The sequence below is a fragment of the Streptomyces sp. NPDC015346 genome, from assembly GCF_043078785.1.
Taxonomy (GTDB): domain Bacteria; phylum Actinomycetota; class Actinomycetes; order Streptomycetales; family Streptomycetaceae; genus Streptomyces.
Genome location: NZ_JBIBTW010000010.1, coordinates 1 through 21,642 on the forward strand (window position 1 = coordinate 1; position 21,642 = coordinate 21,642).

Sequence of the window (21,642 nt, forward strand, 5' to 3'; positions counted from 1 at the left end):
GCCAACGGCATCATGCACGTGACCGCGAAGGACCTGGGCACGGGCAAGGAGCAGAAGATGACCGTCACCGGCGGCTCCTCGCTGCCGAAGGACGAGGTCGACCGGATGCGCCAGGAGGCCGAGCAGTACGCCGACGAGGACCACCGTCGTCGCGAGGCCGCCGAGTCCCGCAACCAGGGCGAGCAGCTCGTCTACCAGACGGAGAAGTTCCTCAAGGACAACGAGGACAAGGTCCCGGGCGAGGTCAAGACCGAGGTCGAGACCGCCGTCGCCGAGCTGAAGGAGAAGCTCAAGGGCGACGACACCGCGGAGATCCGCACCGCCACGGAGAAGGTCGCGGCCGTCTCCCAGAAGCTCGGCCAGGCGATGTACGCCGACGCCCAGGCGGCCCAGGCCGCCGGTGGCGAGGCGCCGGGCGCCGGTGCCAAGGCCGACGACGACGTCGTGGACGCCGAGATCGTCGACGACGAGAAGCCGAACGACGCGAAGGGTGGCGCTGCCTGATGACGGAGGAGACCCCGGGCTTCGAGGAGAAGCCCGACGTCCCCTCCGGCGCCGAATCTGACGACGCCGCCGAAGCCGCCGAGACCCCCTCCACGGAGGAGGTCCCGGCGGCCCCGGCCGGGGACGTAAGCCAGACGGCCGGCCTGACGGCCCAGCTGGACCAGCTCCGCAGCGCGCTCTCCGAGCGCACGGCGGACCTCCAGCGGCTCCAGGCCGAGTACCAGAACTACCGCCGCCGCGTGGAGCGGGACCGGGTCACGGTCAAGGAGATCGCCGTCGCGACCCTCCTGACCGAGCTCCTGCCCGTGCTCGACGACGTCGGCAGGGCCCGGGACCACGGCGAGCTCGTGGGCGGGTTCAAGTCGGTGGCCGAATCGCTGGAGACCGTCGTCGCCAAGATGGGACTGCAGCAGTTCGGCAAGGAGGGCGAGCCCTTCGACCCGACGATCCACGAGGCCCTGATGCACTCGTACGCGCCGGACGTCACCGAGACGACCTGCGTGGCGATTCTGCAGCCGGGGTATCGGATCGGCGAGCGGACCATCCGGCCCGCGCGCGTGGCCGTGGCCGAGCCCCAGCCCGGGGCCGCGCCGGCCGCGAAGGAAGAGAAGTCGGCCGACGAGGAGAGCGGTGCCCCCGAGGAAGGTGCGTGACCTGGTCCCTGTGGGGCCGGGCCACGTGCCCTGCGGGGTGACGCGATGATCGTCCGGGAGGAGGGACGTCGATGAGCACGAAGGACTTCGTCGAGAAGGACTACTACAAGGTTCTCGGCGTCCCCAAGGACGCCACCGAGGCCGAGATCAAGAAGGCGTACCGGAAGCTCGCCCGCGAGAACCACCCGGACGCCAACAAGGGCGACGCGAGCGCCGAGGCGCGGTTCAAGGAGATCTCCGAGGCGAACGACATCCTCGGCGACCCCAAGAAGCGCAAGGAGTACGACGACGCTCGCGCGCTCTTCGGCAACGGCGGCTTCCGGGCAGGGCCGGGCGGTCCGGGCGGCACGTTCAACTTCGACCTGGGCGACCTCTTCGGCGGCGCCCAGGGACCCGGCGGGGCGGGCGGCTTCGGCGGCGGCCTCGGCGACGTGTTCGGCGGGCTGTTCAACCGGGGCGCGGGCGGCGGTCCCGGCACGCGGACGCAGCCGCGCCGCGGCCAGGACATCGAGTCCGAGGTGACGCTCAGCTTCACCGAGGCCATCGAGGGCGCCACCGTCCCGCTGCGGATGTCCTCCCAGGCGCCCTGCAAGGCCTGTTCGGGCACCGGCGACAAGAACGGCACGCCCCGGGTGTGTCCGACCTGTGTCGGCACCGGCCAGGTCTCGCGCGGCGGCAGCGGTTCGTTCTCGCTGACCGACCCGTGCGTGGAGTGCAAGGGCCGCGGCCTGATCGCCGAGACACCGTGCGAGGTCTGCAAGGGCAGCGGGCGGGCCAAGTCCTCCCGCACCATGCAGGTCCGCATCCCGGCGGGCGTCTCCGACGGCCAGCGGATCCGGCTGCGCGGCAAGGGCGCTCCCGGCGAGCGCGGCGGCCCGGCGGGCGATCTGTACGTGGTCGTCCATGTCGACACCCACCCGGTCTTCGGCCGCAGGGACGACAATCTGACCGTCACCGTGCCCGTCACCTTCGCCGAGGCGGCGCTCGGCGGCGAGGTCAAGGTGCCGACCCTGGGCGGCCCGCCGGTGACGCTGAAGCTTCCCGCCGGGACCCCGAACGGCCGGACGATGCGCGCCCGCGGCAAGGGCGCCGTCCGCAAGGACGGCACGCGCGGCGACCTGCTGGTGACGGTCGAGGTCGCGGTGCCCACGGAGCTGGACGACAAGGCCCGCGAGGCGCTCGAGACCTACCGCGAGGCGACGGCGGGCGAGGACCCCAGGGCAGAGCTGTTCCAGGCCGCGAAGGGAGCTTGACGCGATGGACCGACCAGGACGTAGCCGTAACCCCTACGAGCTGACCGACGAGAGCCCGGTGTACGTCATCTCGGTGGCGGCCCAGCTCTCCGGCCTGCACCCGCAGACCCTCCGGCAGTACGACCGTCTCGGCCTGGTCTCTCCCGACCGCACGGCCGGGCGGGGCCGGCGCTACTCGGCCCGCGATATCGAACTGCTGCGCACCGTCCAGCAGTTGTCGCAGGACGAGGGCATCAACCTGGCCGGCATCAAGCGCATCATCGAGCTGGAGAACCAGGTCGCGGCGCTGCAGGCCAGGGTCGCGGAGCTGTCGGCGGCGCTGGACGGCGCGGCGATGGCGATGCAGCAGCGGGAGGCGCAGGTGCACGCCTCGTACCGGCGCGACCTGGTGCCGTACCAGGATGTGCAGCAGACGAGCGCGCTGGTGGTCTGGCGGCCCAAGCGCCCCGAGTGACCGAAGCCCGCATGACCTGAAGAGTGTGAAGGCCCCCTCCGCGGAGGGGGCCTTCACGTCGTCATGGGGCCCCTCAGCCGTCCTGGTCCAGGATCCCGGACTGGGCGATCAGATAGCCGAGCTGGGCCCGGCTGCCGCTGCCCAGCGCGGCGGCGAGCTTGGCTATGTGGGCGCGGCAGGTGCGGACGTTCATGCCGAGGCGGCGGGCGATGGCCTCGTCGACGTGGCCCTCGACGAGGAGTTTGGCGATCGAGCGCTGCACCCCGCCGATCCCGTCCACGGACGGGCTGTACGGGATCTCCTCCTCCCACGGCACGCCGTGGAGCCAGAACTGGTCGAAGACGCCGACGAGGTACTGGACGAGTCCTTCGTGGCGCAGTTCGAGCGCGACCCGCCGGTCCCGGCGCGCCGGGACGAAGGCGATCTTGCGGTCGACGATGATGAGCCGGTCGATGATCTCCTCGAGCGTGCGCACCTCGAGTCCGTACGGGGCGATCCGCTCGACGTACCCCATGGTCGCGGAGTGGTGCCGGGCGGTGTGCTGGTAGAGGGTGCGCATCCGGATGCCCCGGTCGAGCAGCGGCTCCACGCGGCGCAGCCCGGCCTGCACGACCTCGGGCTTGCGGCCGCTGCCCGGCTGGATGGTGAGCAGCTCCTCGGTGCACTCGTTGATGACGCGGTCGAGGGTGGCGTTGATGAGGCTGAGGCCTTCGAGGACGGTGATCGCCTGGGTCGCGGAGGGGTCCGGGGCGTTGATCGTCATGAATGGCTCGAACGTGTCCGCCAGGGAGATGGCGAGCTGCCGGCGTTGCTGGATCTCCCTCTCGATGGGGTGTATGAGCTTGTTCAGCGCGATGGACGGCGGTATCGGCCGCAGCCACTGCGAGTCGTCCGGATCCGGGTGCAGCAGGGCCAGTTCGATCAGGCACGGGACGGAATCCACCTCCGCGCGGGAGATCCGGCCGGCCCGCAGCGCGGTCGCGTAGAGACGCCTTCCGGCGTCGCACAGCTCGCCCGGACCGTGCCCGGCGTCCGTATCGCCCTGGTTCGGCTCCATTTGCACCCCCCTCAGGGTCCTGAATTACAGGAACATGATGCCTGGCACCGCTGGTGGAAGGGTTCGGAGTGAGCCATCGTCTTATTCGCGGGGGAGGAGGTAATGATCAAAAGAGGTGGAGATCGGCCATGACCAGGATGGTTCGTGCACTTGGCGCCATAGCTTTCGCTGCAGCGGCTGCTCTTGGCGCTCTCGCCGCCAACGGCGAGCCGACGTGGGACACGCCGCCGGCGAACAACGTTGTCGCGGCTCCGGGCGAGCCGACGTGGGACTTCGTGAAGACGGTCGCGGGTGAGCCCACGTGGGACCTCGCTCCGACGGCCGAGGGAGAGCCCACATGGGACTCCGGCACGACCGGCGAGCGTGAGCCGACATGGGACTCTGCCCCGGCGGGCGCGGACGCATGACCGTGCCGCCGGACGACCGGGTCTTCCGGCGAGAGATGGCCTCGGCCTATCGATCCGGGTGGCATTTCATCGATCTCGTCACGGCCATTCCCCACCGTGGCGATTCGTTGATGGTCACCCTCTTCGGAGAACCGATCGTCGTCGCTCGTGAGCAGGACGAGGACGTTCGCGCCTACCGGTGCCTGAGGCGGCCTCGAGGAGCCCCGCAGCCCGTTCGCTGTGCCATCCGGTACGGCATGATTTTCGTCAACCTCGACCAGCGGGACCACCAGCTGGTCGAGCCCGAGACCACCACCGCCACCCCCCGCAGTGCCTGAGCGGTTCCCCCGTCGTTGTAGATCGCTCAGGTGCTTCCCCCACACAGCGGCGCCATCGCGGACCTGAAACGCGATGGCGCCGCTGTGCTGTCCGCGTGCCGTCGGGCGGGACTCGGGCTACGCCCGGCCCATCGCCCGCGTGAGCGTGATCTCGATGACCACCCGGTCCGGGTTCGGCGACGGCGTGCGGCCGTAGCGGGCCGCGTAACGCTCCACCGCGTCCGCGACGACCTCCGCCTCCGTACGGATGCGCGCCACGCCCTCCAGGGTCGCCCAGCGGCCCTTGTCGACCTGACAGACCGCCACCCGCGCCCCCTCCGGCCCCGCCGCGAGCACGTTGGCGACCTTGTGGCTGTGCTTGTTGGTGATGACCCGCGCCAGGCCGTTCTCGGGGTCGTACGTCACCCCCACCGCCACCACGTGCGGCGTACCGTCCGGGCGCGGGGTCGTCAGGGTGCTCATGTGGTACTCGCGCCAGAAGCTGAGATACGCGTCGTCCGGGTTCCTCGGGTCAGTCGCCATGCCGCGAGCCTATCCTTGAGTGGAATGGACTCAACTTTGTGTACGCTGGATGAGTCATACGTTGAGTCATGCGCTGAGTCGTACGCGAGGACAGGACGCGCCGACAGGAGGAGACACCGCACGTGGACGCCGAACTGACCAACAAGAGCCGGGACGCCCTCAACGCGGCCACCAGCCGCGCCGTGTCCGACGGGCATCCCGACCTCACCCCCGCGCATCTGCTTCTCGCGCTGCTCGCGGGGCAGGAGAACGAGAACATCGTCGACCTGCTCGCCGCCGTCGAGGCCGACCAGGTCGCTGTACGGTCCGGAGCGGAGCGGCTGCTCGCCGCCCAGCCCAGCGTGACCGGTTCCACGGTCGCGCCGCCGCAGCCCAACCGTGAGCTGCTCGCCGTCGTCGCCGACGCCGCCGAGCGTGCCAAGGAGCTCGGGGACGACTATCTGTCCACCGAGCACCTGCTCATCGGGATCGCGGCGAAGGGCGGAGCGGCGGGCGAGGTGCTGGCCCAGCAGGGGGCGAGCGCCGCGAAGCTGCTCGACGCGTTCGAGAAGGCAAGGGGAGGGCGCCGGGTGACCACACCCGACCCGGAGGGTCAGTACAAGGCGCTGGAGAAGTTCGGTACGGACTTCACGGCGGCCGCGCGCGAGGGAAAACTGGACCCCGTCATCGGGCGCGACCAGGAGATCCGGCGCGTCGTCCAGGTGCTGTCCCGCCGCACCAAGAACAACCCGGTCCTCATCGGTGAGCCCGGCGTCGGCAAGACCGCCGTCGTCGAGGGCCTCGCCCAGCGGATCGTGAAGGGCGACGTGCCCGAGTCGCTGAAGAACAAGCGCCTCGTCGCGCTCGACCTCGGCGCGATGGTCGCCGGCGCGAAGTACCGCGGCGAGTTCGAGGAGCGCCTGAAGACGGTCCTGTCCGAGATCAAGGCGAGCGACGGACAGATCATCACCTTCATCGACGAGCTGCACACCGTCGTCGGCGCGGGCGCCGGCGGCGACTCCGCCATGGACGCCGGCAACATGCTCAAGCCCATGCTGGCCCGCGGCGAGCTGCGCATGGTCGGCGCGACCACGCTCGACGAGTACCGCGAGCGGATCGAGAAGGACCCCGCCCTGGAGCGCCGCTTCCAGCAGGTCCTCGTCGCCGAGCCGTCGGTCGAGGACACCATCGCGATCCTGCGCGGACTCAAGGGCCGGTACGAGGCCCACCACAAGGTCCAGATCGCCGACTCCGCGCTGGTGGCCGCGGCCACCCTCTCCGACCGGTACATCACCTCCCGCTTCCTCCCCGACAAGGCCATCGACCTCGTCGACGAGGCCGCCTCCCGGCTCCGCATGGAGATCGACTCCTCGCCGCTCGAGATCGACGAGCTGCAGCGGGCCGTCGACCGGCTGCGCATGGAGGAGCTCGCGCTGAAGAACGAGACCGACGCGGCGAGCAGGCAGCGGCTGGAGAAGCTGCGGCGCGACCTCGCCGACCGCGAGGAGGAGCTGCGCGGCCTGACCGCCCGCTGGGAGAAGGAGAAGCAGTCCCTCAACCGCGTCGGCGAGCTCAAGGAGCGCCTCGACGAGCTGCGCGGCCTGGCCGAGCGAGCACAACGTGACGGTGACTTCGACACCGCCTCCAAGCTGCTCTACGGCGAGATCCCGGCCCTGGAGCGGGAGCTGGCCGAGGCCTCCGAGGCCGAGCAGGAGGTCGCCCGGGACACCATGGTCAAGGACGAGGTCGGCCCCGACGACATCGCCGACGTGGTGGGCGCCTGGACCGGGATCCCGGCCGGCCGCCTCCTGGAGGGCGAGACGCGGAAGCTGCTGCGCATGGAGGAGGAGCTGGGCCGGCGCCTGGTCGGCCAGAGCGAGGCCGTCCAGGCCGTCTCCGACGCCGTGCGCAGGACCCGGGCCGGTATCGCCGACCCCGACCGCCCCACCGGCTCCTTCCTCTTCCTCGGCCCCACCGGTGTCGGCAAGACGGAGCTGGCGAAGGCGCTCGCGGACTTCCTCTTCGACGACGAGCGGGCCATGGTCCGCATCGACATGTCGGAGTACGGCGAGAAGCACTCCGTCGCCCGGCTGGTCGGCGCCCCGCCCGGCTACGTCGGGTACGAGGAGGGCGGCCAGCTCACGGAGGCGGTCCGCCGCCGCCCGTACAGCGTGGTCCTGCTCGACGAGGTGGAGAAGGCCCACCCGGAGGTCTTCGACATCCTGCTCCAGGTCCTCGACGACGGCCGGCTGACCGACGGCCAGGGCCGGACGGTGGACTTCCGCAACACCATCCTGATCCTGACGTCCAACCTGGGCAGCCAGTACCTCGTCGACCCGGCGACCTCGGCGGAGCAGAAGAAGCAGCAGGTCATGGACGTCGTACGGGCCTCCTTCAAGCCGGAGTTCCTCAACCGGCTCGACGACCTGGTGGTGTTCTCGGCGCTCGGCAAGGAGCAGCTGGGCCGGATCGCACGGCTCCAGATCGACCGGCTCGCGGCGCGCCTGGCCGAACGCCGGCTCACGCTCGACGTCACCCCGGCCGCGCTCGACTGGCTGGCCGAGGAGGGCAACGACCCGGCCTACGGCGCCCGCCCGCTGCGCCGCCTGATCCAGACGGCGATCGGCGACCGGCTCGCGAAGGAGATCCTCGCGGGCGAGGTGACCGACGGCGACACGGTCCGGGTGGACCGCTCCGAGGACGGCCTGATCGTGGGCCCGTCGCGGTAGGACCGTCCGGCGCCGGGCGTCAGACGTCGAAGGCACTCAGGCGTACGAGGGCGGACTCGCCCTCGTACGCCACCTTCACGTGGACCACGACCGGGCCGTTCAGCTCGACCTCGGCGCCGTACTGCATGTCCACGCACAGGTCGTGGTCGCAGAACTGCGGCTCGTCCGGTTCCGCGCCGGGGTAGGTCCCGGCGACCCACCCCGCCGCCTCACGGCGGGGCATCCGGAACTCGGCCGTGACGTACGTGTCCAGCCAGCTCGTCGTGGTGCACCGGGGCCCCTGCGCGCTCTTCGGCATGGTCGCCTGGGCCCACGTCATCACCTCCGTGCAGTCGGCGGGCTCCGGATCGCCCGCCTGGCCGAACGCGATCGCGCCCCACACGAGCAGGGCGAGCGGGCCGCCACAGACGACCGTCATCAGCGCCGACACCCAGATCCAGGTGCGCGGGCGCGGCTTCACCGGCTTCGGTTTCTCCCCCATGGGCACCAGATCCTGTCAGCCCGCAGCGGATCGCGGGAGGCGGGGCTTGCCATGGACCGCCCGGCATGGGAGAGGATGGCGGCAACCGTACGAAGGGATATTCACGGTGAGCATCGACCCGTCCTCGATTCCGAATTTCGGGGGCCAGCCCCAGCCTCAGGCCGCAGGACCGGCGGGCCCCGTCGTCCCCGACCAGGACCTGGTCAAGCAGCTCCTGGACCAGATGGAGCTGAAGTACGTCGTCGACGACGAGGGTGACCTCGCGGCGCCGTGGGAGGAATTCCGCACGTACTTCATGTTCCGCGGCGACGAGGACCAGCGGGTCTTCTCGGTGCGGACGTTCTACGACCGCCCGCACTCCGCCGACGACCGCGTCAAGATCCTCGACGCGATCGACGACTGGAACCGCCGCACCCTGTGGCCCAAGGTCTACACGCACCTGCACGAGGAGGAGGACGGCTCCGCCACCCTCCGCCTCATCGGCGAGGCGCAGATGCTGATCGGCACCGGCGTCGCCCTGGAGCACTTCGTGTCCTCCACGGTCAGCTGGGTCCGCGCCTCCATCGAGTTCGACAAGTGGCTCGTCGAGCAGTTCGGCCTCCAGTCCCCCGAGGACAAGGAGTCCGGCGAGGCCGGCGCGTAAGACGGACTTCTCCGTCACAGGGCCATGTTCGCGAGCGTCAGCGCGTACGTCCCGTAGCTGAACGAGAGCCCGGCCAGGGCGGCGATCACCACGATCGCCGCCCTCGGCCGGGCTTTCGTCAGTGCCAGGGCGAGGGGCACAAGGAGCGGGAACGCCGGCAGCAGGAAGCGCGGCTTGGACTCGAAGAAGCCGGAGCCGCAGACCGTGATGACCACGAGCACGCCCGTGTAGACCAGGACCGGCAGCGGGGGCCGCTCCACGACCGCGAGCAGCGCGAACAGCAGGACACCGGCCGCCGCGATCACCAGCGCCATCACGAAGCCGAACTGCGTCGGCCCCCTCAGCATCTCCCGTACGAAGAGCAGTGCGCCGACCCCGAAGTCGAAGCGCGAGGTCCAGCCCTCCTGGACGGCGAAGTAGCCGCCGACCAGATCGCCGCGCCGGGCGCCGACCCACAGCAGGTACGAGAGCCAGCCGACCGGCGCGAGCGCCGCCCCCGCCCATACCCGCCAGGGCGCGCCTCTGCGGGACCACAGCTCGTACGCGGCCGCCGCGAGGACGGCCGCGGCGATGGCGATGCCGTTGGGCCGCGAGAGCCCGGCCAGGGTGGCCAGCGTGCCCGCCCACAGCCACCGGCCGGTGAGGAGCGCGTACAGCGACCAGGCGGCGAAGGCGGTCATCAGCGGCTCGGTGTACGCCATGGTCAGCACGATCGAGTGCGGCAGCAGCCCCCAGAGCAGCACGAGGAGGACCGCGGCGGGCCGCCCGTACAACTGCTCCCCGACCAGGTAGATCCCCCACGCCGCCGCGCCGGCCGCGAGCCAGGACAGGAGCAGTCCGGCGGTGCCGCCGGTGACCGGCAGGACGGTGGTGACGGCCCGGACGAGGCCGGGATAGAGCGGGAAGAAGGCCAGATCGGACTGGACGATTCCGTCGGGCCAGTGGATCGTGCGGCCGTAGCCGTGCGCGGCGATCCGGATGTACCAGTCGGAGTCCCAGGACGTCGCGAGCAGCGCGCGCGGTGAACGCCCGATGTGCCAGGACCAGAGCGCGAGCACGATCATCCCGGTCAGCCGCGCGGCGGCGAAGAGCCCGAGCGCGGGGGCGGCCCGGTGCAGCGAGGCCCGCCATCGGGGGACGCTCCGGACACCGGCGGACGCCGGCCGGTCGAGAGTCTCGGCGGACAGGGTGCACCTCCGTGCGCGCGGGAATCAGATCCGGCCCGGCGAATCGGTCTACCCGACAATCACGGGGGCGCGCGGGGGGCGCGCGCGAGCGGTGCGCCCAACCGGGTGGAACTTTCCTCCTTCGCCGCCTTTCGTCGTCTCTCGTAGCCTTTGGGCGTCGTCGGACCGGTCAGAGGCCCTTCAGGCGGGACACCGCCTCCTCGAGGACGCTCGTCCGCTTGCAGAACGCGAAACGCACGAAGGGCGCGCCCTCCTCGCGGTGGTCGTAGAAGACCGCGTTCGGGATGGCGACCACGCCGGCGCGCTCCGGCAGGGCGCGGCAGAACGCGAAGCCGTCGCTCTCGCCGAGCGGGCGGATGTCGGTGGTGACGAAGTACGTGCCCGCGGGCCGGTACACCGCGAACCCGGCGCGGGCCAGCCCGTCGCAGAGGAGATCCCGCTTGGCGCGCAGGTCGGCGCGGAGCGTGTCGTAGTACGTGTCGGGCAGCCGCAGCGCCTCGGCGACGGCGTACTGGAACGGGCCCGAGGAGACGTACGTCAGGAACTGTTTGGCGGACCGGACGGCGGCGGTCAGTTCGGGCGTCGCGGTGACCCAGCCGACCTTCCAGCCGGTGAAGGAGTAGGTCTTGCCGGCCGAGCCGATGGTGACCGTGCGCTCCCGCATCCCCGGCAGGCTCGCGATCGGGATGTGCGTCGCCTCGTCGAAGACGAGGTGTTCGTACACCTCGTCCGTGACGACGAGCAGGTCCCGCTCGACCGCCAGTTCCGCGATCGCGGTGAGTTCGGCGCGGCTGAGGACCGTGCCGGTGGGGTTGTGGGGGGTGTTGAGGAGGATGAGCCGGGTGCGGTCGGTGACGGCGGCCCGCAGTTCGTCCAGGTCGAGGACGTAGCGGCCCTCGACGGCTCCGCCGACGGGCCCCTCCTGCGGACGGAGGGTGACCGGTACGCGGGTGCCGCCCGCCATGGCGATGCAGGCGGCGTAGGAGTCGTAGTACGGCTCCAGGGCGATGACCTCGTCGCCGGGTTCGAGCAGGGCCAGGAGGGAGGCGGCGATCGCCTCCGTCGCGCCGGCGGTGACCAGGACCTCGGTGTCGGGGTCGTGGGCGAGGCCGTACCGCTTCAGCTGGTGCTCGGCCACGGCCGTGCGCAGCTCGGGCACGCCGGGCCCCGGCGGGTACTGGTTGCCGCGCCCGTCGCGCAGCGCCCGGACCGCCGCCTCCCGGATCTCCTCCGGGCCGTCGGTGTCGGGGAAGCCCTGGCCGAGGTTGATCGCGCCGGTCCGGACGGCCAGCGCCGACATCTCGGCGAAGATCGTCGTTCCGAACGCGGCGAGCCGGCGGTTGAGCAGCGGTCGTGTCATGCCCGCCATCCTGCGGCGAAGCTCTGGAGTTCCTCAAGTCCGGTTGGGATCCGGGCCGTGCCGGGCATCCCCCCACCACACAGACACACGGGGGTGACACGAATGGAAGCACTGGTGATCGGGGGGCTGATACTCCTCCTCGTCCTGGTCTTCGCGGCCGCGCGCGGCGGCGGTTCGCGAGGGCGCCGGCGCGGCTGGTGGGAGAGCGGTGGCGGCTCGTCGTCCGGGAGCGGCGGCTGCGGCGGCGGCTCGTCGTGCGGGGGCGGAGGCGGCTGCGGAGGCGGTGGCGGGGGCGACTGACACGGGGCAGTCGACTCCGCGATCACCCAGGTGCCCGGCCGGTCCAAACCTGCCGGGCACCCCTGTGTCGGAGTTGTCGATCGGCTGTGATTGAACAATTGAACTGTGGGGTCCCCGAAGGGGATGGAAACCACGTCAAGTTGGGTAAAAACGCTGCGACTCGTTCAACGTCCATGATTCCCTCGCTGTTGATAAGACAGCCCTCGGACCGTATGCGGACCCGAGTGGCGATCCCCCACTCCCGTTGAACCCTTTCTCCGGGGCGCCCCCGGCCCACCCGTCAAACCGTGTTTGCGGAGCCGACCCATGCTCACGACCCTGAAGACCACCTATACCGACACGCGCGCGGCCGACCTGGCCTGGGCGCTGGGCCGCGAGCCGCTGCCCGCTCTCGCCGTACTCGATCTCGAACTGACCGGCGCCAAACTGCAGTTGAGGCTGCTCGGCGCCTCCCATCAGGTGCTCCTGGAGGAAGAGCAGCGCAGCTGCTCGGAGACCGTCGCCTGTATGCCCGGCAGCAGCACACCGCTGCCGCTGGGCGTCTCCAAGCGCGTCGGCGAGTGGGAGTACGAATTCGCCGCCCGCGTCGAGACGTTGTCCCACGGCTCGTTCGCGGGCCGCGCCCAGGAGTTGCTCGCCCTCGTCGCCGACCATCCCCACGGCCTCGCGGGGACCTTCCCCGGCTCCCCGCACGCCTTCACGGCGATGCTGGCGCAGCGCCACGAGGGCCAGGTGCGGTGGCGCACCTGGCACGCGTACCCGCAGGAAGGACAGTTGGTGGTCACCAGGACCCAGATCGGCGTTCGTATGCCCGCAACGCTCTAATACGCCGTCCCCGAGCCCCAGGTGCACTCGTGTGGGTGACGAGCGGCGACAGATGTGTGACGTAGCGTTACGAACATGATCGACCCGCCCGTGACCATGCCACCCAAGAGGGTGGCGCGGCTTCCCGTGCGGCCGAGCGCGGTGCGGTATCCGGTCCTCGCCGTGGTGTTCGTGTGCGCCGCCTGCGGACTCGTCTACGAGCTGGAACTGGTCGCGCTCGCCTCGTACTTGATCGGCGACTCGGTCACCCAGGCCTCCGTCGTCCTGTCCGTGATGGTCTTCGCGATGGGCGTGGGCTCGCTGCTCGCCAAGCGGCTGCGCTGCCGCGCCGCCGTCGGCTTCGGCCTGGTCGAGGGCGGGCTCGCGCTGATCGGTGGCTGCTCGGCGCTGGTGCTGTACGCGGCGTTCGCCTGGCTCGGCGAGGCGCGGTACGTCCTGGTGGCGTTCTCACTCGCGATCGGCGTGCTCATCGGGGCGGAGATCCCCCTGCTGATGTCGCTGATCCAGCGGGCGGAATCGGCGCGCGCGTACGGCGCGCGGGAGTTCGGTGCGCGGCAGTCCGGCGTGCGGGAGACCGGCGTACGGGAGACCGGCGTACGAGATGTGGACGTACGGGAGTTCGGCGCGCGGGGGCCGGAGGCGGACGAGAAGGACGATCCGGCCGGGACGGTCGCCGATCTGTTCGCCGCGGACTACGTCGGGGCGCTGGTCGGCGGCCTCGCCTTCCCGTTCCTGCTGCTGCCCTGGCTCGGCCAGCTCACCGGCGCGCTGGTGACCGGCGCGGTCAACGCGGTCGCGGGCGGCGCACTGGTCCTGTGGCTGTTCCGGCACGACCTGACGGCGAGGTCCCGCGCCCTGCTGATCGGCGTGAACCTCACCGTGCTCGCCGTCCTCGGCACCGCCACCGTCCTCGTCGACGACTTCGAAGGAGCGGCGCGGCGCGCGGTGTACGGCGACAGCGTGCGGGTCGCCGTCCACACCGACCTCCAGGAGGTGGTGGTCACGGGGGAGCGCGGCGGGCCACCGGACCTGTTCGTGGACGGCCGGCTCCGGGTCGGCGGACAGGACGAGCGCCGCTACCACGAATCGCTGGTCCACCCCGCGATGAACGGCCCGCACGGGCGGGTACTGATCATCGGAGGCGGGGACGGCCTCGCCCTGCGTGAGGTGCTGCGCTACGCCGGAGTCCGCTCCGTCACCGTCGTCGAGCTCGACCCCGGGGTCGTACGCCTCGCCCGGACCAACCCCGAACTGGCCACCCTGAACGGCCACGCGTACCGCGACCCCCGGGTCCGGGTGGCGTTCGCGGACGCCTTCCGCTGGCTGCGCGGCGTCGACGCGGGCGGGAGCACGGCCGCCGACGGGGCGTACGACGTGGTGATCTCGGACCTCCCCGACCCCGGCATCTCCGCCAGCGCCAAGCTGTATTCGGAGGAGTTCTACGGCCTCGCGGCCCGGGTCCTCGCCGACCGCGGACGGCTCGTCGTCCACGCCGGCTCGGCCTCGGCCCGGCCCCGCACCTACTGGACGGTGGACGCCACCCTGCGCGCGGCGGGCTTCGCGACCCGGCCCTACAGCGCGAGCGGCGGCGGGGCGGCGCGCGCCGCGGGACCCGACCGGGCCGAGCGCGCCCAGCCCTCCGGCGGTACGGACGGCGCGCCGGGGGACTGGGGCTACGTCCTCGCGGTCCGCGGCCCCTACACGCCCGCGCTGGGCCTCGCGCCGGACGCGCCGCCGCTGCGCTCCCTCACGGCGGAGGGCCTGACGGCCGGGGCGCGGGCGGCGGAGCGCACGCGGGACGCACTGGAGGCCGAACCGCCGCCGTCGACCCTGGTGCACCCGCGGTACGGCGGCTGACGGGGGCGGACGAGGGCGGGGCGAGGGCCTCAGGCGTACAAACAGGCGACGGAGGGGCCGGGGCTGAGTAGGCTCGGCTTCCATGGAGCATGAGGTGTTCGTTCCGGTTCCGGCCGAGGTCCTGCGCGAGACGCTCACGGACCCCGTACGGGTTGCGCGCTGCGTCCCCGGCCTCCAGCGGGACGCCGACGCGGAGGCGGGCCCTCTCTCCGGCCGTCTGAGGGTCCGGGTCGGCGGCCACACCATCACCTACCGGGGAACCCTGCGGCTGACCGACCGCGAGGGGGGCGTCGCCGTCGAGGGCGACGGCACCGAGGTGCGCGGCAAGGGCTCGGTCACGTTCTCCTTGGCGATCGCGCTCACCCCGGTGGCGGACGGTACGACGCTCGCGTTCAGCGGCGCCCTGACCCCGACGGGCCGCCTCACCGAGCTCTCGGAGGAGGCGCGGGAGTCGGCGGCCGTGCGGCTCCTCGAGAAGTTCGCGGAAGAGGTCGCCGCCGTCGCGGAGGAGGGCCCGGAGACCGGCATGGACGCCGACACCGAGACGGCCGCACAAATGGACACCGACACCGACACCGACACCGACACCGGTACCGGTACCGGCACAGGTACCGGTACCGGTGTCGGTACCGGTACCGGCACAGGTACCGGCTCGGACCTCGACGCGGAGGCGGCCGACGAGGACGACGAGGGCCACCAGGACGACGAGGCCGACAGCGACGACGACGGGGTGGACGACGGCGTCGAGGAACCCCACCGCCCCTCCGTCTTCGACACGCCCGTCCCGCCACCCTCCCTCGACCCCGCGCTCGACCCTTTCCAGAGCGGCGACTTCGACGACGCGCCCGTGGAGTACCCCGCCGAGCCGCCCGCCGCCGAGGCCGCCCACGCCCGGCGGACCATGATCGGGCGGAGCGCCGAGGAGGTCGACCACGCCCCGCCGCGCGGACGGTACGCGCCCGTGCCGGCGCCCCAGTCCTCCAGCGCACGGGCCACGCTGCGCTGGGTCGCGCCCGCCGCCGCGCTCGCGATCGCCTCCGCCGTCGTCGTCGGCCGTGCCCTACGCCGCCGACGCTGATCCCGTCTAGGGTCGGAGCGTGAGCAAGCAGACGCGACTGACGGCGGGCGACGCCGAGTTGACCATCAACCCCGACAACGGCTGCCGGATCGAGAGCCTGCGCATCGGCTCCACCGAGCTGCTGCGCCAGGGCGAGCGATACGGGTGCTTCCCGATGGTGCCCTGGTGCGGGCGCATCGCGAACGGCCGTTTCCAGAACGGTGCGACCAGCCACCAGCTGCCGCTCAACTCACCCCCGCACGCCATCCACGGAACCGGCCGCGACACCGCCTGGCGGACCGTCCGCGCCGACGCGCGCGAGGCCGCCTTCACCTACGACCTCGCCACGCCCTGGCCGTACACCGGCCGGGTCACGCAGACCTTCGCCCTCACCGAGGACGCGCTCACCCTCCAGCTGGGTGTCGAGGCCACGTCCGACTCCTTCCCCGCGCAGGCCGGATGGCATCCCTGGTTCCGGCGGAACCTGGGCGACGGCGGCAAGGACGTCCACCTCGACTTCACCGCCGACTGGCAGGAGGAGCGCGGCGCCGACCACCTCCCCACCGGCCGCCGGATCGGCCCCATCCCCGGCCCCTGGGACGACTGCTTCGGCATGCCGGACGGTGTCGACGTCACCCTCACCTGGCCGGAGCAGCTGGAGCTGAAGGTGACCAGCCGCGCCCCCTGGGTGGTGATCTACGACGAGCAGGAGGAGGCGGTGTGTGTGGAGCCGCAGTCCGGCCCGCCGAACGGCCTCAACACCGCGCCGCGCTATGTGACGCCCATCGACCCCCTGGAGATCACGGCGACCTTCGCGTGGCGCAGGCTCTGAGCGCCCGGCTTTAAGCTCGTGTCCATGACTGACGTACGCGCTGACCTGCTCCAGCAGATCAAGGACAAGGCCGTGGTGCACGGCAAGGTGACCCTCTCCTCGGGTCTGGAGGCCGACTACTACGTCGACCTGCGCCGGATCACGCTGGACGGCGCCGCCGCGCCGCTGGTCGGCCGGGTCATGCTCGACCTCACCGCCGACCTGGAGTTCGACGCGGTGGGCGGTCTGACGCTCGGCGCCGACCCGGTCGCGACCGCGATGCTGCACGCCTCCGCGGCGGAGGGCAGGCGCCTGGACGCCTTCGTCGTGCGCAAGGCCGCCAAGGCGCACGGCATGCAGCGCCAGGTCGAGGGCCCCGACATCAAGGGCCGCCGGGTCCTGATCGTCGAGGACACCTCCACCACCGGCGGTTCGCCGCTGACGGCCGTCGAGGCGGCGCGCGCGGCCGGTGCCGAGGTCGTCGCGGTCGCCACGATCGTGGACCGGGCCACGGGCGCGGGCGAGAAGATCAGCACCACGGCGGGGGTGCCGTACCTCTACGCGTACGCGCTGGACGAGCTGGGCCTGGCCTGACGCACGTCGCCTGACGCCGGCCTGACGCACGCCGGCCAGACGCACGTCGCCTGACGTCGGCCTGACGGCCGCGGAGAACGCGTGCGGGAGGGCCGACCGACGCGAAGTCGTGACTTAGCGCCCGGCTCGCCTGCGGACCGGCTCTGACCTGCGGCTTTGATGAGGGGCGGAGTGTTTCACGTGAAACGCTCCGCCCCTTCCTCCTGGTGTCCGGAGAAGAGTCTGGAAAGATGGGCCCCGACGATGACGTCGCCCCAGGTCAGGGTTCAAGCAACGCCACGCACACACCGCACATCACAAGGAGCGGACGAATGCCCATCGCAACCCCCGAGGTCTACAACGAGATGCTCGACCGGGCGAAGGCAGGCAAGTTCGCCTACCCGGCCATCAACGTGACCTCGTCCCAGACCCTGCACGCTGCGCTGCGCGGCTTCGCGGAGGCCGAGAGCGACGGCATCATCCAGATTTCGACCGGGGGCGCCGAGTTCCTGGGCGGCCAGTACAGCAAGGACATGGTCACGGGCGCCGTCGCCCTCGCCGAGTTCGCGCACATCGTCGCCGCCAAGTACGACATCACGGTCGCCCTGCACACCGACCACTGCCCGAAGGACAAGCTGGACGGCTACGTCCGCCCGCTGCTCGACATCTCCGCCGAGCGCGTCAAGGCCGGTCGGAACCCGCTGTTCCAGTCCCACATGTGGGACGGCTCCGCCGAGACCCTCGCCGACAACCTGGCCATCGGCCAGGAGCTGCTGGCCAAGGCCGTCGCCGCCAAGATCATCCTTGAGGTCGAGATCACCCCGACCGGCGGCGAGGAGGACGGCGTCACCCACGAGATCAACGACGAGCTCTACACGACCGTCGACGACGCGATCCGTACCGCCGAGGCCCTGGGCCTGGGCGAGAAGGGCCGCTACCTCCTGGCCGCCTCCTTCGGCAACGTGCACGGCGTCTACAAGCCGGGCAACGTCGTGCTCCGCCCCGAGCTGCTCAAGGACCTGCAGGCCGGTGTCGCCGAGAAGTTCGGCAAGGCCTCCCCGTTCGACTTCGTCTTCCACGGCGGCTCGGGCTCCACGGCCGAGGAGATCGCCACCGCGCTGGAGAACGGCGTCGTGAAGATGAACCTGGACACCGACACCCAGTACGCCTTCACGCGTCCGGTGGCCGACCACATGTTCAAGAACTACGACGGCGTCCTGAAGGTCGACGGCGAGGTCGGCAAGAAGTCGACCTACGACCCGCGCACCTGGGGCAAGCTGGCCGAGGCGGGCATGGCCACGCGCGTGGCCGAGGCGTGCGCCGCGCTGCGCTCGACCGGCACGAAGCTGAAGTGACACGCAGCTGAAGTAAGCACATGTGAGCGAGGGGCCCGGCACCGAACGTGGTGCCGGGCCCCTCGTGCGTGGGTGTGCGCCGGGGGCGGTCGGCGGGGACGATGGCAATCATGGACATCAGGCTCGCCTCGGCGACGGGGCGGTGGACCGTCTTCACCACCGTCCTCGGATCCGGGATGGCGCTGCTGGACTCCACCGTCGTCAATGTCGCCCTGCCCCACATCGGCGAGGATCTCGGCGCCGACCTGGCCGCCCTCCAGTGGACCGTCAACGCCTACATGCTCACGCTCGCCGCTCTCATCCTGCTCGGCGGCGCGCTGGGGGACCGCTACGGGCGGCGGCGGGTGTTCCTGATCGGGGTGGTCTGGTTCGCCGTCGCGTCGCTGCTGTGCGGCCTGGCGCCGAACGCCGGTGTCCTCATCGCCGCCCGCGCCCTCCAGGGCATCGGCGGGGCGCTGCTCACGCCGGGGTCGCTCGCGCTGATCCAGGCGAGCTTCCATCCGGACGACCGGGCCAGGGCCGTCGGCCTGTGGTCCGGGTTCGGCGGGGTCGGTGCGGCGATCGGGCCGTTCGTCGGCGGCTGGCTGGTCGACGGGCCCGGCTGGCGCTGGGTGTTCTGGCTGAACGTGCCGCTGGCCCTGCTCTGCCTGCCGGTGGCGCTGCGGCACGTCCCGGAGTCCCGGGACGAGGCCGCCCACGGCCGCTTCGACGTCCTCGGCGCCGTCCTCGGGGCGGTGGGGCTCGGCCTCGTCACGTACGCGCTGATCGGCGAGGTGTGGTGGGCGGGGGTGCTGGGGGTCGTGGTCGGCGCCTGGTTCGTCGCCGTGGAGCGTCGTCGGCGCGCGGGCGCGATGGTGCCGCCGTCGATCTTCGCGTCCCGGCTGTTCACCTCGATCAACCTGGTCACGCTCTGCGTGTACGCGGCGTTCAGCGGTTTCTTCTTCCTCGCCGCGCTCCAGCTCCAGGTGGTCTCCGGCTACTCGGCGCTCGGCGCGGGGACGGCGCTGCTGCCGACGACGGTGCTGATGCTGCTGCTCTCGGCCCGGGCGGGGGAGCTGGGGGAGCGGATCGGACCGAGGATCCCGCTGACCGTGGGGCCGCTGCTGTGCGCCGCGGGGATGCTGCTGATGCTCCGGGTGGGGGAGAACGCCTCGTACGTACGGGATGTGCTGCCGGCGCTGCTCGTGCTGGGCCTGGGCATGACCGCGCTGGTGGCGCCGCTGACCGCGACCGTCCTGTCGTCGGTGGACGTGGCCAGGGCCGGACTGGCCAGCGGGATCAACAACGCGGCCGCGCGGGCGGCCGGGCTCCTCGCGGTGGCGGCGCTGCCGTTGCTGGCAGGGATGGGCCCGGACTCGTACCGCTCGGCGACTGAGTTCGGGGAGACGTTCCGGCGGGCGATGCCGATGTGCGCGGGCCTGCTGCTGGCGGGGGCGGTCCTCGCCTGGGCGACGGTGCGGGTGCCGGCGGCGGCCTGCCACCCCGAGTGCCGGGTGCACTGCGGGGTGACGTCGCCTCCGCTGGACCCCGGCGAACGGGAGGGGTCCGGCGGAGGGCCCGGCGGCGGCGACCGCCCCGACCCGGGCCACCCGTCCGACCCGGGCGGCGGCGAACGGCCCGGCCCGTCCCGCCCGTCCGGCCCGAGCCACCCGTCCGGCCCGGGCGATCGGTGAGACGCCGCTGAGGCAGACTGGCCCCATGGCCATCCACGAGAACCTGCTGGGGGGACCTCCCCCCACCCACCTGCCCGACGATCCGGAGCCGCGCGAGCTGCTCGCGAACGGCACGCCGCCCGCGGAGGTCGCCGCGAAGTACCCGACCTCTTCGCTGGCCTGGGCCCAGCTCGCCGACGAGGCGTACGAAGGCGGCCGGGTCATCGAGTCGTACGCCTACGCCCGTACCGGCTACCACCGCGGTCTGGACGCCCTGCGCCGCAGCGGCTGGAAGGGCCACGGCCCGGTGCCGTGGGAGCACGAGCCGAACCGGGGCTTCCTGCGGGCGCTGCACGCGCTGGCGCGGGCGGCGGGCGAGATCGGCGAGAAGGACGAGCACGAGCGCTGCTCGACCTTCCTGCGCGACTCCTCCGAAACGGCCGCGGAGACCCTCGGCTGACGCCCACCGCGTCCCACTTCTGAGAAGCACGCCGGTTCCACCCCCGGGGGCACGACCCACCGCCCCCGGAGGTGGAAACCGGTCATAGTTCGACAGGCGTTCGAGGGCGTTCGAAGCGGCGGTTACGATCCTTCGGACCGTTCGTAGTACCGAAGCCGCCGGCGCAGAGGCCCCACCCTCTTCCCCCACCCGGCCGACGCAGGGGAGAAGTCTGTCTTGGGCAAGCGTGCCGCCGCACCCACAGGACGGGGCCGACCGCAGAGCCGTCGGCGCGGAAGGAGCCGGTCACGACGGCGCCCCGTGGCCCGTCTCGTGCTCCCCACGCTCGCCCTGATCGTGCTCTCCCTCGGCGGCGGTGCCGCTCTCGCCCACTTCAACAGCGGCGGAGACACCGGCTCCGCCGAGGCGGCCGCCCCCACGGCCGATCCGGCCACCGCGCCGCCGCCCAGCCCCACGGCCACGACGCCCAAACCCGCCCCGAAGCCGCCGAAGCCGAAGCCCACGCCCAAGCCGCCGGCCCCGGAGAAGACGACCGTCCCCGCCTCCGGCGCCGGGACCTTCACCACGGCCCAGGCCTCCGGCGACGCTGTCGGCACCGGCGGCTCCCTGCGCCGCTACCGCGTCCAGGTCGAGGACGGCATCGACCTCTCCGCCCGCCAGGCCGCCGCCGAGATCCAGCAGATCCTGGCCCACCCCCAGGGCTGGGCCGCCCATGGCCGCGGCCGCTTCCAGCTGGTCTCGGAGAACGCCGACTTCGTCATCCGCATCGCGACCCCCACCACCGCCGACAGGCTCTGCCTCGCCAACGGCCTCAACACCCGAGGCGAGCTGAACTGCGAGACCACCACCGGCGTCGTGGTGAACCTCAAGCGGTGGATGCTCGGCTCGCCGACCTTCGCCGGAACCCCCGCCGAGTACCGGCACCTGATCATCAACCACGAGGTCGGCCACGAGATCGGCATCCGGCAGCACATGGGCTGCCCGGGTCCGGGCATGCTCGCGCCCGTGATGATGCAGCAGATCAAGGGACTCAACGGCTGCCGTTCGAACGCGTATCCGTATGACGAAGACGGGAGCTACATCAGCGGGCCGATCGTGTCATGATGCCGTTGGGCCGTGCGCGACGAAGCGCGGCCCGAGGGGACCGGGGCTCCACTGCCACACGGAAGGAGCGGACCGCTACCCGGTAGTACGTATCGAGGAGAC

23 protein-coding genes are annotated in these 21,642 nt (G+C 71.8%); 18 read left to right on the plus strand and 5 right to left on the minus strand.

What is annotated here, in order from left to right; genetic code table 11:
- From ACF06X_RS29970 to ACF06X_RS29985, 4 genes are all read left to right on the plus strand, one after another.
- Positions 1-504: Hsp70 family protein (locus ACF06X_RS29970; RefSeq protein WP_392290435.1), on the plus strand; the 504-nt coding region annotated here is incomplete at its 5' end.
- On the plus strand, positions 504-1,157 hold the full coding sequence (gene grpE / locus ACF06X_RS29975) for a nucleotide exchange factor GrpE (protein ID WP_392290436.1): 654 nt from the start codon (positions 504-506) through the stop codon (positions 1,155-1,157). The genes ACF06X_RS29970 and grpE, both read left to right, overlap by 1 nt.
- Positions 1,158-1,228: 71 nt before the next feature.
- Positions 1,229-2,410: a molecular chaperone DnaJ gene (gene dnaJ / locus ACF06X_RS29980; protein ID WP_392290437.1), complete on the plus strand. Its 1,182-nt coding sequence runs from the start codon at positions 1,229-1,231 to the stop codon at positions 2,408-2,410.
- Positions 2,411-2,414: 4 nt separating this feature from the next.
- Positions 2,415-2,864, plus strand: a complete 450-nt coding sequence (locus tag ACF06X_RS29985) for a heat shock protein transcriptional repressor HspR (RefSeq protein ID WP_392290438.1) — start codon at positions 2,415-2,417, stop codon at positions 2,862-2,864.
- A 73-nt stretch (positions 2,865-2,937) separates the two neighbouring features.
- Here ACF06X_RS29985 and ACF06X_RS29990 read toward each other — a convergent pair whose 3' ends face one another.
- Positions 2,938-3,921, minus strand: a complete 984-nt coding sequence (locus ACF06X_RS29990) for a helix-turn-helix transcriptional regulator (protein WP_392290439.1) — start codon at positions 3,919-3,921, stop codon at positions 2,938-2,940.
- A gap of 128 nt (positions 3,922-4,049) precedes the next feature.
- Between ACF06X_RS29990 and ACF06X_RS29995 the strand changes: the two genes are divergently transcribed.
- Positions 4,050-4,328, plus strand: coding sequence for a hypothetical protein (locus ACF06X_RS29995; RefSeq protein ID WP_392290440.1), 279 nt, complete (start codon positions 4,050-4,052; stop codon positions 4,326-4,328).
- Positions 4,325-4,645 (plus strand): (2Fe-2S)-binding protein, encoded by a 321-nt coding sequence (locus tag ACF06X_RS30000; protein ID WP_392290441.1) that lies wholly within the window; start codon positions 4,325-4,327, stop codon positions 4,643-4,645. The genes ACF06X_RS29995 and ACF06X_RS30000 overlap by 4 nt, the downstream gene beginning before the upstream one ends.
- Before the next feature lie 117 nt (positions 4,646-4,762).
- On the opposite strand, the gene ACF06X_RS30005 is transcribed toward ACF06X_RS30000, so the two are convergent.
- Positions 4,763-5,167, minus strand: coding sequence for a pyridoxamine 5'-phosphate oxidase family protein (locus tag ACF06X_RS30005; RefSeq protein WP_392290442.1), 405 nt, complete (start codon positions 5,165-5,167; stop codon positions 4,763-4,765).
- 122 nt (positions 5,168-5,289) lie between these two features.
- Between ACF06X_RS30005 and clpB the strand changes: the two genes are divergently transcribed.
- Positions 5,290-7,875 (plus strand): ATP-dependent chaperone ClpB, encoded by a 2,586-nt coding sequence (clpB, locus tag ACF06X_RS30010; protein WP_392290443.1) that lies wholly within the window; start codon positions 5,290-5,292, stop codon positions 7,873-7,875.
- Positions 7,876-7,894: 19 nt separating this feature from the next.
- Here the strand turns inward: clpB and ACF06X_RS30015 are convergent, their stop codons facing one another.
- On the minus strand, positions 7,895-8,356 hold the full coding sequence (locus ACF06X_RS30015; protein WP_392290444.1) for a hypothetical protein: 462 nt from the start codon (positions 8,354-8,356) through the stop codon (positions 7,895-7,897).
- Positions 8,357-8,462: 106 nt separating this feature from the next.
- On the opposite strand from ACF06X_RS30015, the gene ACF06X_RS30020 reads away from it, so the two are divergent.
- Positions 8,463-8,999 (plus strand): YbjN domain-containing protein, encoded by a 537-nt coding sequence (locus tag ACF06X_RS30020; RefSeq protein WP_392290445.1) that lies wholly within the window; start codon positions 8,463-8,465, stop codon positions 8,997-8,999.
- A 14-nt stretch (positions 9,000-9,013) separates the two neighbouring features.
- Here ACF06X_RS30020 and ACF06X_RS30025 read toward each other — a convergent pair whose 3' ends face one another.
- Together ACF06X_RS30025 and ACF06X_RS30030 are read right to left on the minus strand one after the other, a co-directional pair.
- Positions 9,014-10,063, minus strand: coding sequence for a hypothetical protein (locus ACF06X_RS30025; protein ID WP_392290446.1), 1,050 nt, complete (start codon positions 10,061-10,063; stop codon positions 9,014-9,016).
- Positions 10,064-10,355: 292 nt separating this feature from the next.
- Positions 10,356-11,555, minus strand: a complete 1,200-nt coding sequence (locus ACF06X_RS30030) for a pyridoxal phosphate-dependent aminotransferase (RefSeq protein ID WP_392290447.1) — start codon at positions 11,553-11,555, stop codon at positions 10,356-10,358.
- A gap of 93 nt (positions 11,556-11,648) precedes the next feature.
- On the opposite strand from ACF06X_RS30030, the gene ACF06X_RS30035 reads away from it, so the two are divergent.
- The 10 genes from ACF06X_RS30035 (at position 11,649) to ACF06X_RS30080 (ending at position 21,540) form a co-directional block, all read left to right on the plus strand.
- Positions 11,649-11,846, plus strand: coding sequence for a hypothetical protein (locus ACF06X_RS30035; RefSeq protein WP_392290448.1), 198 nt, complete (start codon positions 11,649-11,651; stop codon positions 11,844-11,846).
- A gap of 306 nt (positions 11,847-12,152) precedes the next feature.
- Complete coding sequence (locus tag ACF06X_RS30040; RefSeq protein WP_392290449.1) at positions 12,153-12,671, plus strand: DUF2617 family protein; 519 nt, start codon at positions 12,153-12,155, stop codon at positions 12,669-12,671.
- Positions 12,672-12,746: 75 nt separating this feature from the next.
- Positions 12,747-14,528 (plus strand): spermidine synthase, encoded by a 1,782-nt coding sequence (locus ACF06X_RS30045; RefSeq protein ID WP_392290450.1) that lies wholly within the window; start codon positions 12,747-12,749, stop codon positions 14,526-14,528.
- An 82-nt stretch (positions 14,529-14,610) separates the two neighbouring features.
- A complete protein-coding gene (locus ACF06X_RS30050; RefSeq protein ID WP_392290451.1) occupies positions 14,611-15,606 on the plus strand; it encodes an SRPBCC domain-containing protein in 996 nt (331 codons plus the stop codon).
- A 19-nt stretch (positions 15,607-15,625) separates the two neighbouring features.
- Complete coding sequence (locus ACF06X_RS30055; RefSeq protein WP_392290452.1) at positions 15,626-16,417, plus strand: aldose 1-epimerase; 792 nt, start codon at positions 15,626-15,628, stop codon at positions 16,415-16,417.
- Positions 16,418-16,441: 24 nt separating this feature from the next.
- On the plus strand, positions 16,442-16,990 hold the full coding sequence (gene pyrE / locus ACF06X_RS30060; RefSeq protein ID WP_158988380.1) for an orotate phosphoribosyltransferase: 549 nt from the start codon (positions 16,442-16,444) through the stop codon (positions 16,988-16,990).
- Between the two features lie 311 nt (positions 16,991-17,301).
- The gene (fbaA, locus tag ACF06X_RS30065; protein ID WP_392290453.1) at positions 17,302-18,324 is read left to right on the plus strand and encodes a class II fructose-bisphosphate aldolase; all 1,023 of its coding nucleotides are present in this window, start codon (positions 17,302-17,304) and stop codon (positions 18,322-18,324) included.
- Positions 18,325-18,434: 110 nt separating this feature from the next.
- On the plus strand, positions 18,435-19,997 hold the full coding sequence (locus tag ACF06X_RS30070; protein ID WP_392290454.1) for an MFS transporter: 1,563 nt from the start codon (positions 18,435-18,437) through the stop codon (positions 19,995-19,997).
- A gap of 25 nt (positions 19,998-20,022) precedes the next feature.
- Positions 20,023-20,436 (plus strand): DUF3151 domain-containing protein, encoded by a 414-nt coding sequence (locus ACF06X_RS30075; RefSeq protein ID WP_392290455.1) that lies wholly within the window; start codon positions 20,023-20,025, stop codon positions 20,434-20,436.
- Positions 20,437-20,736: 300 nt separating this feature from the next.
- Positions 20,737-21,540 carry a DUF3152 domain-containing protein gene (locus ACF06X_RS30080; RefSeq protein WP_392290456.1) on the plus strand — a complete coding sequence of 268 codons (804 nt, stop codon included), beginning with the start codon at positions 20,737-20,739 and terminating at the stop codon, positions 21,538-21,540.
- Positions 21,541-21,642 lie beyond the last annotated feature (102 nt).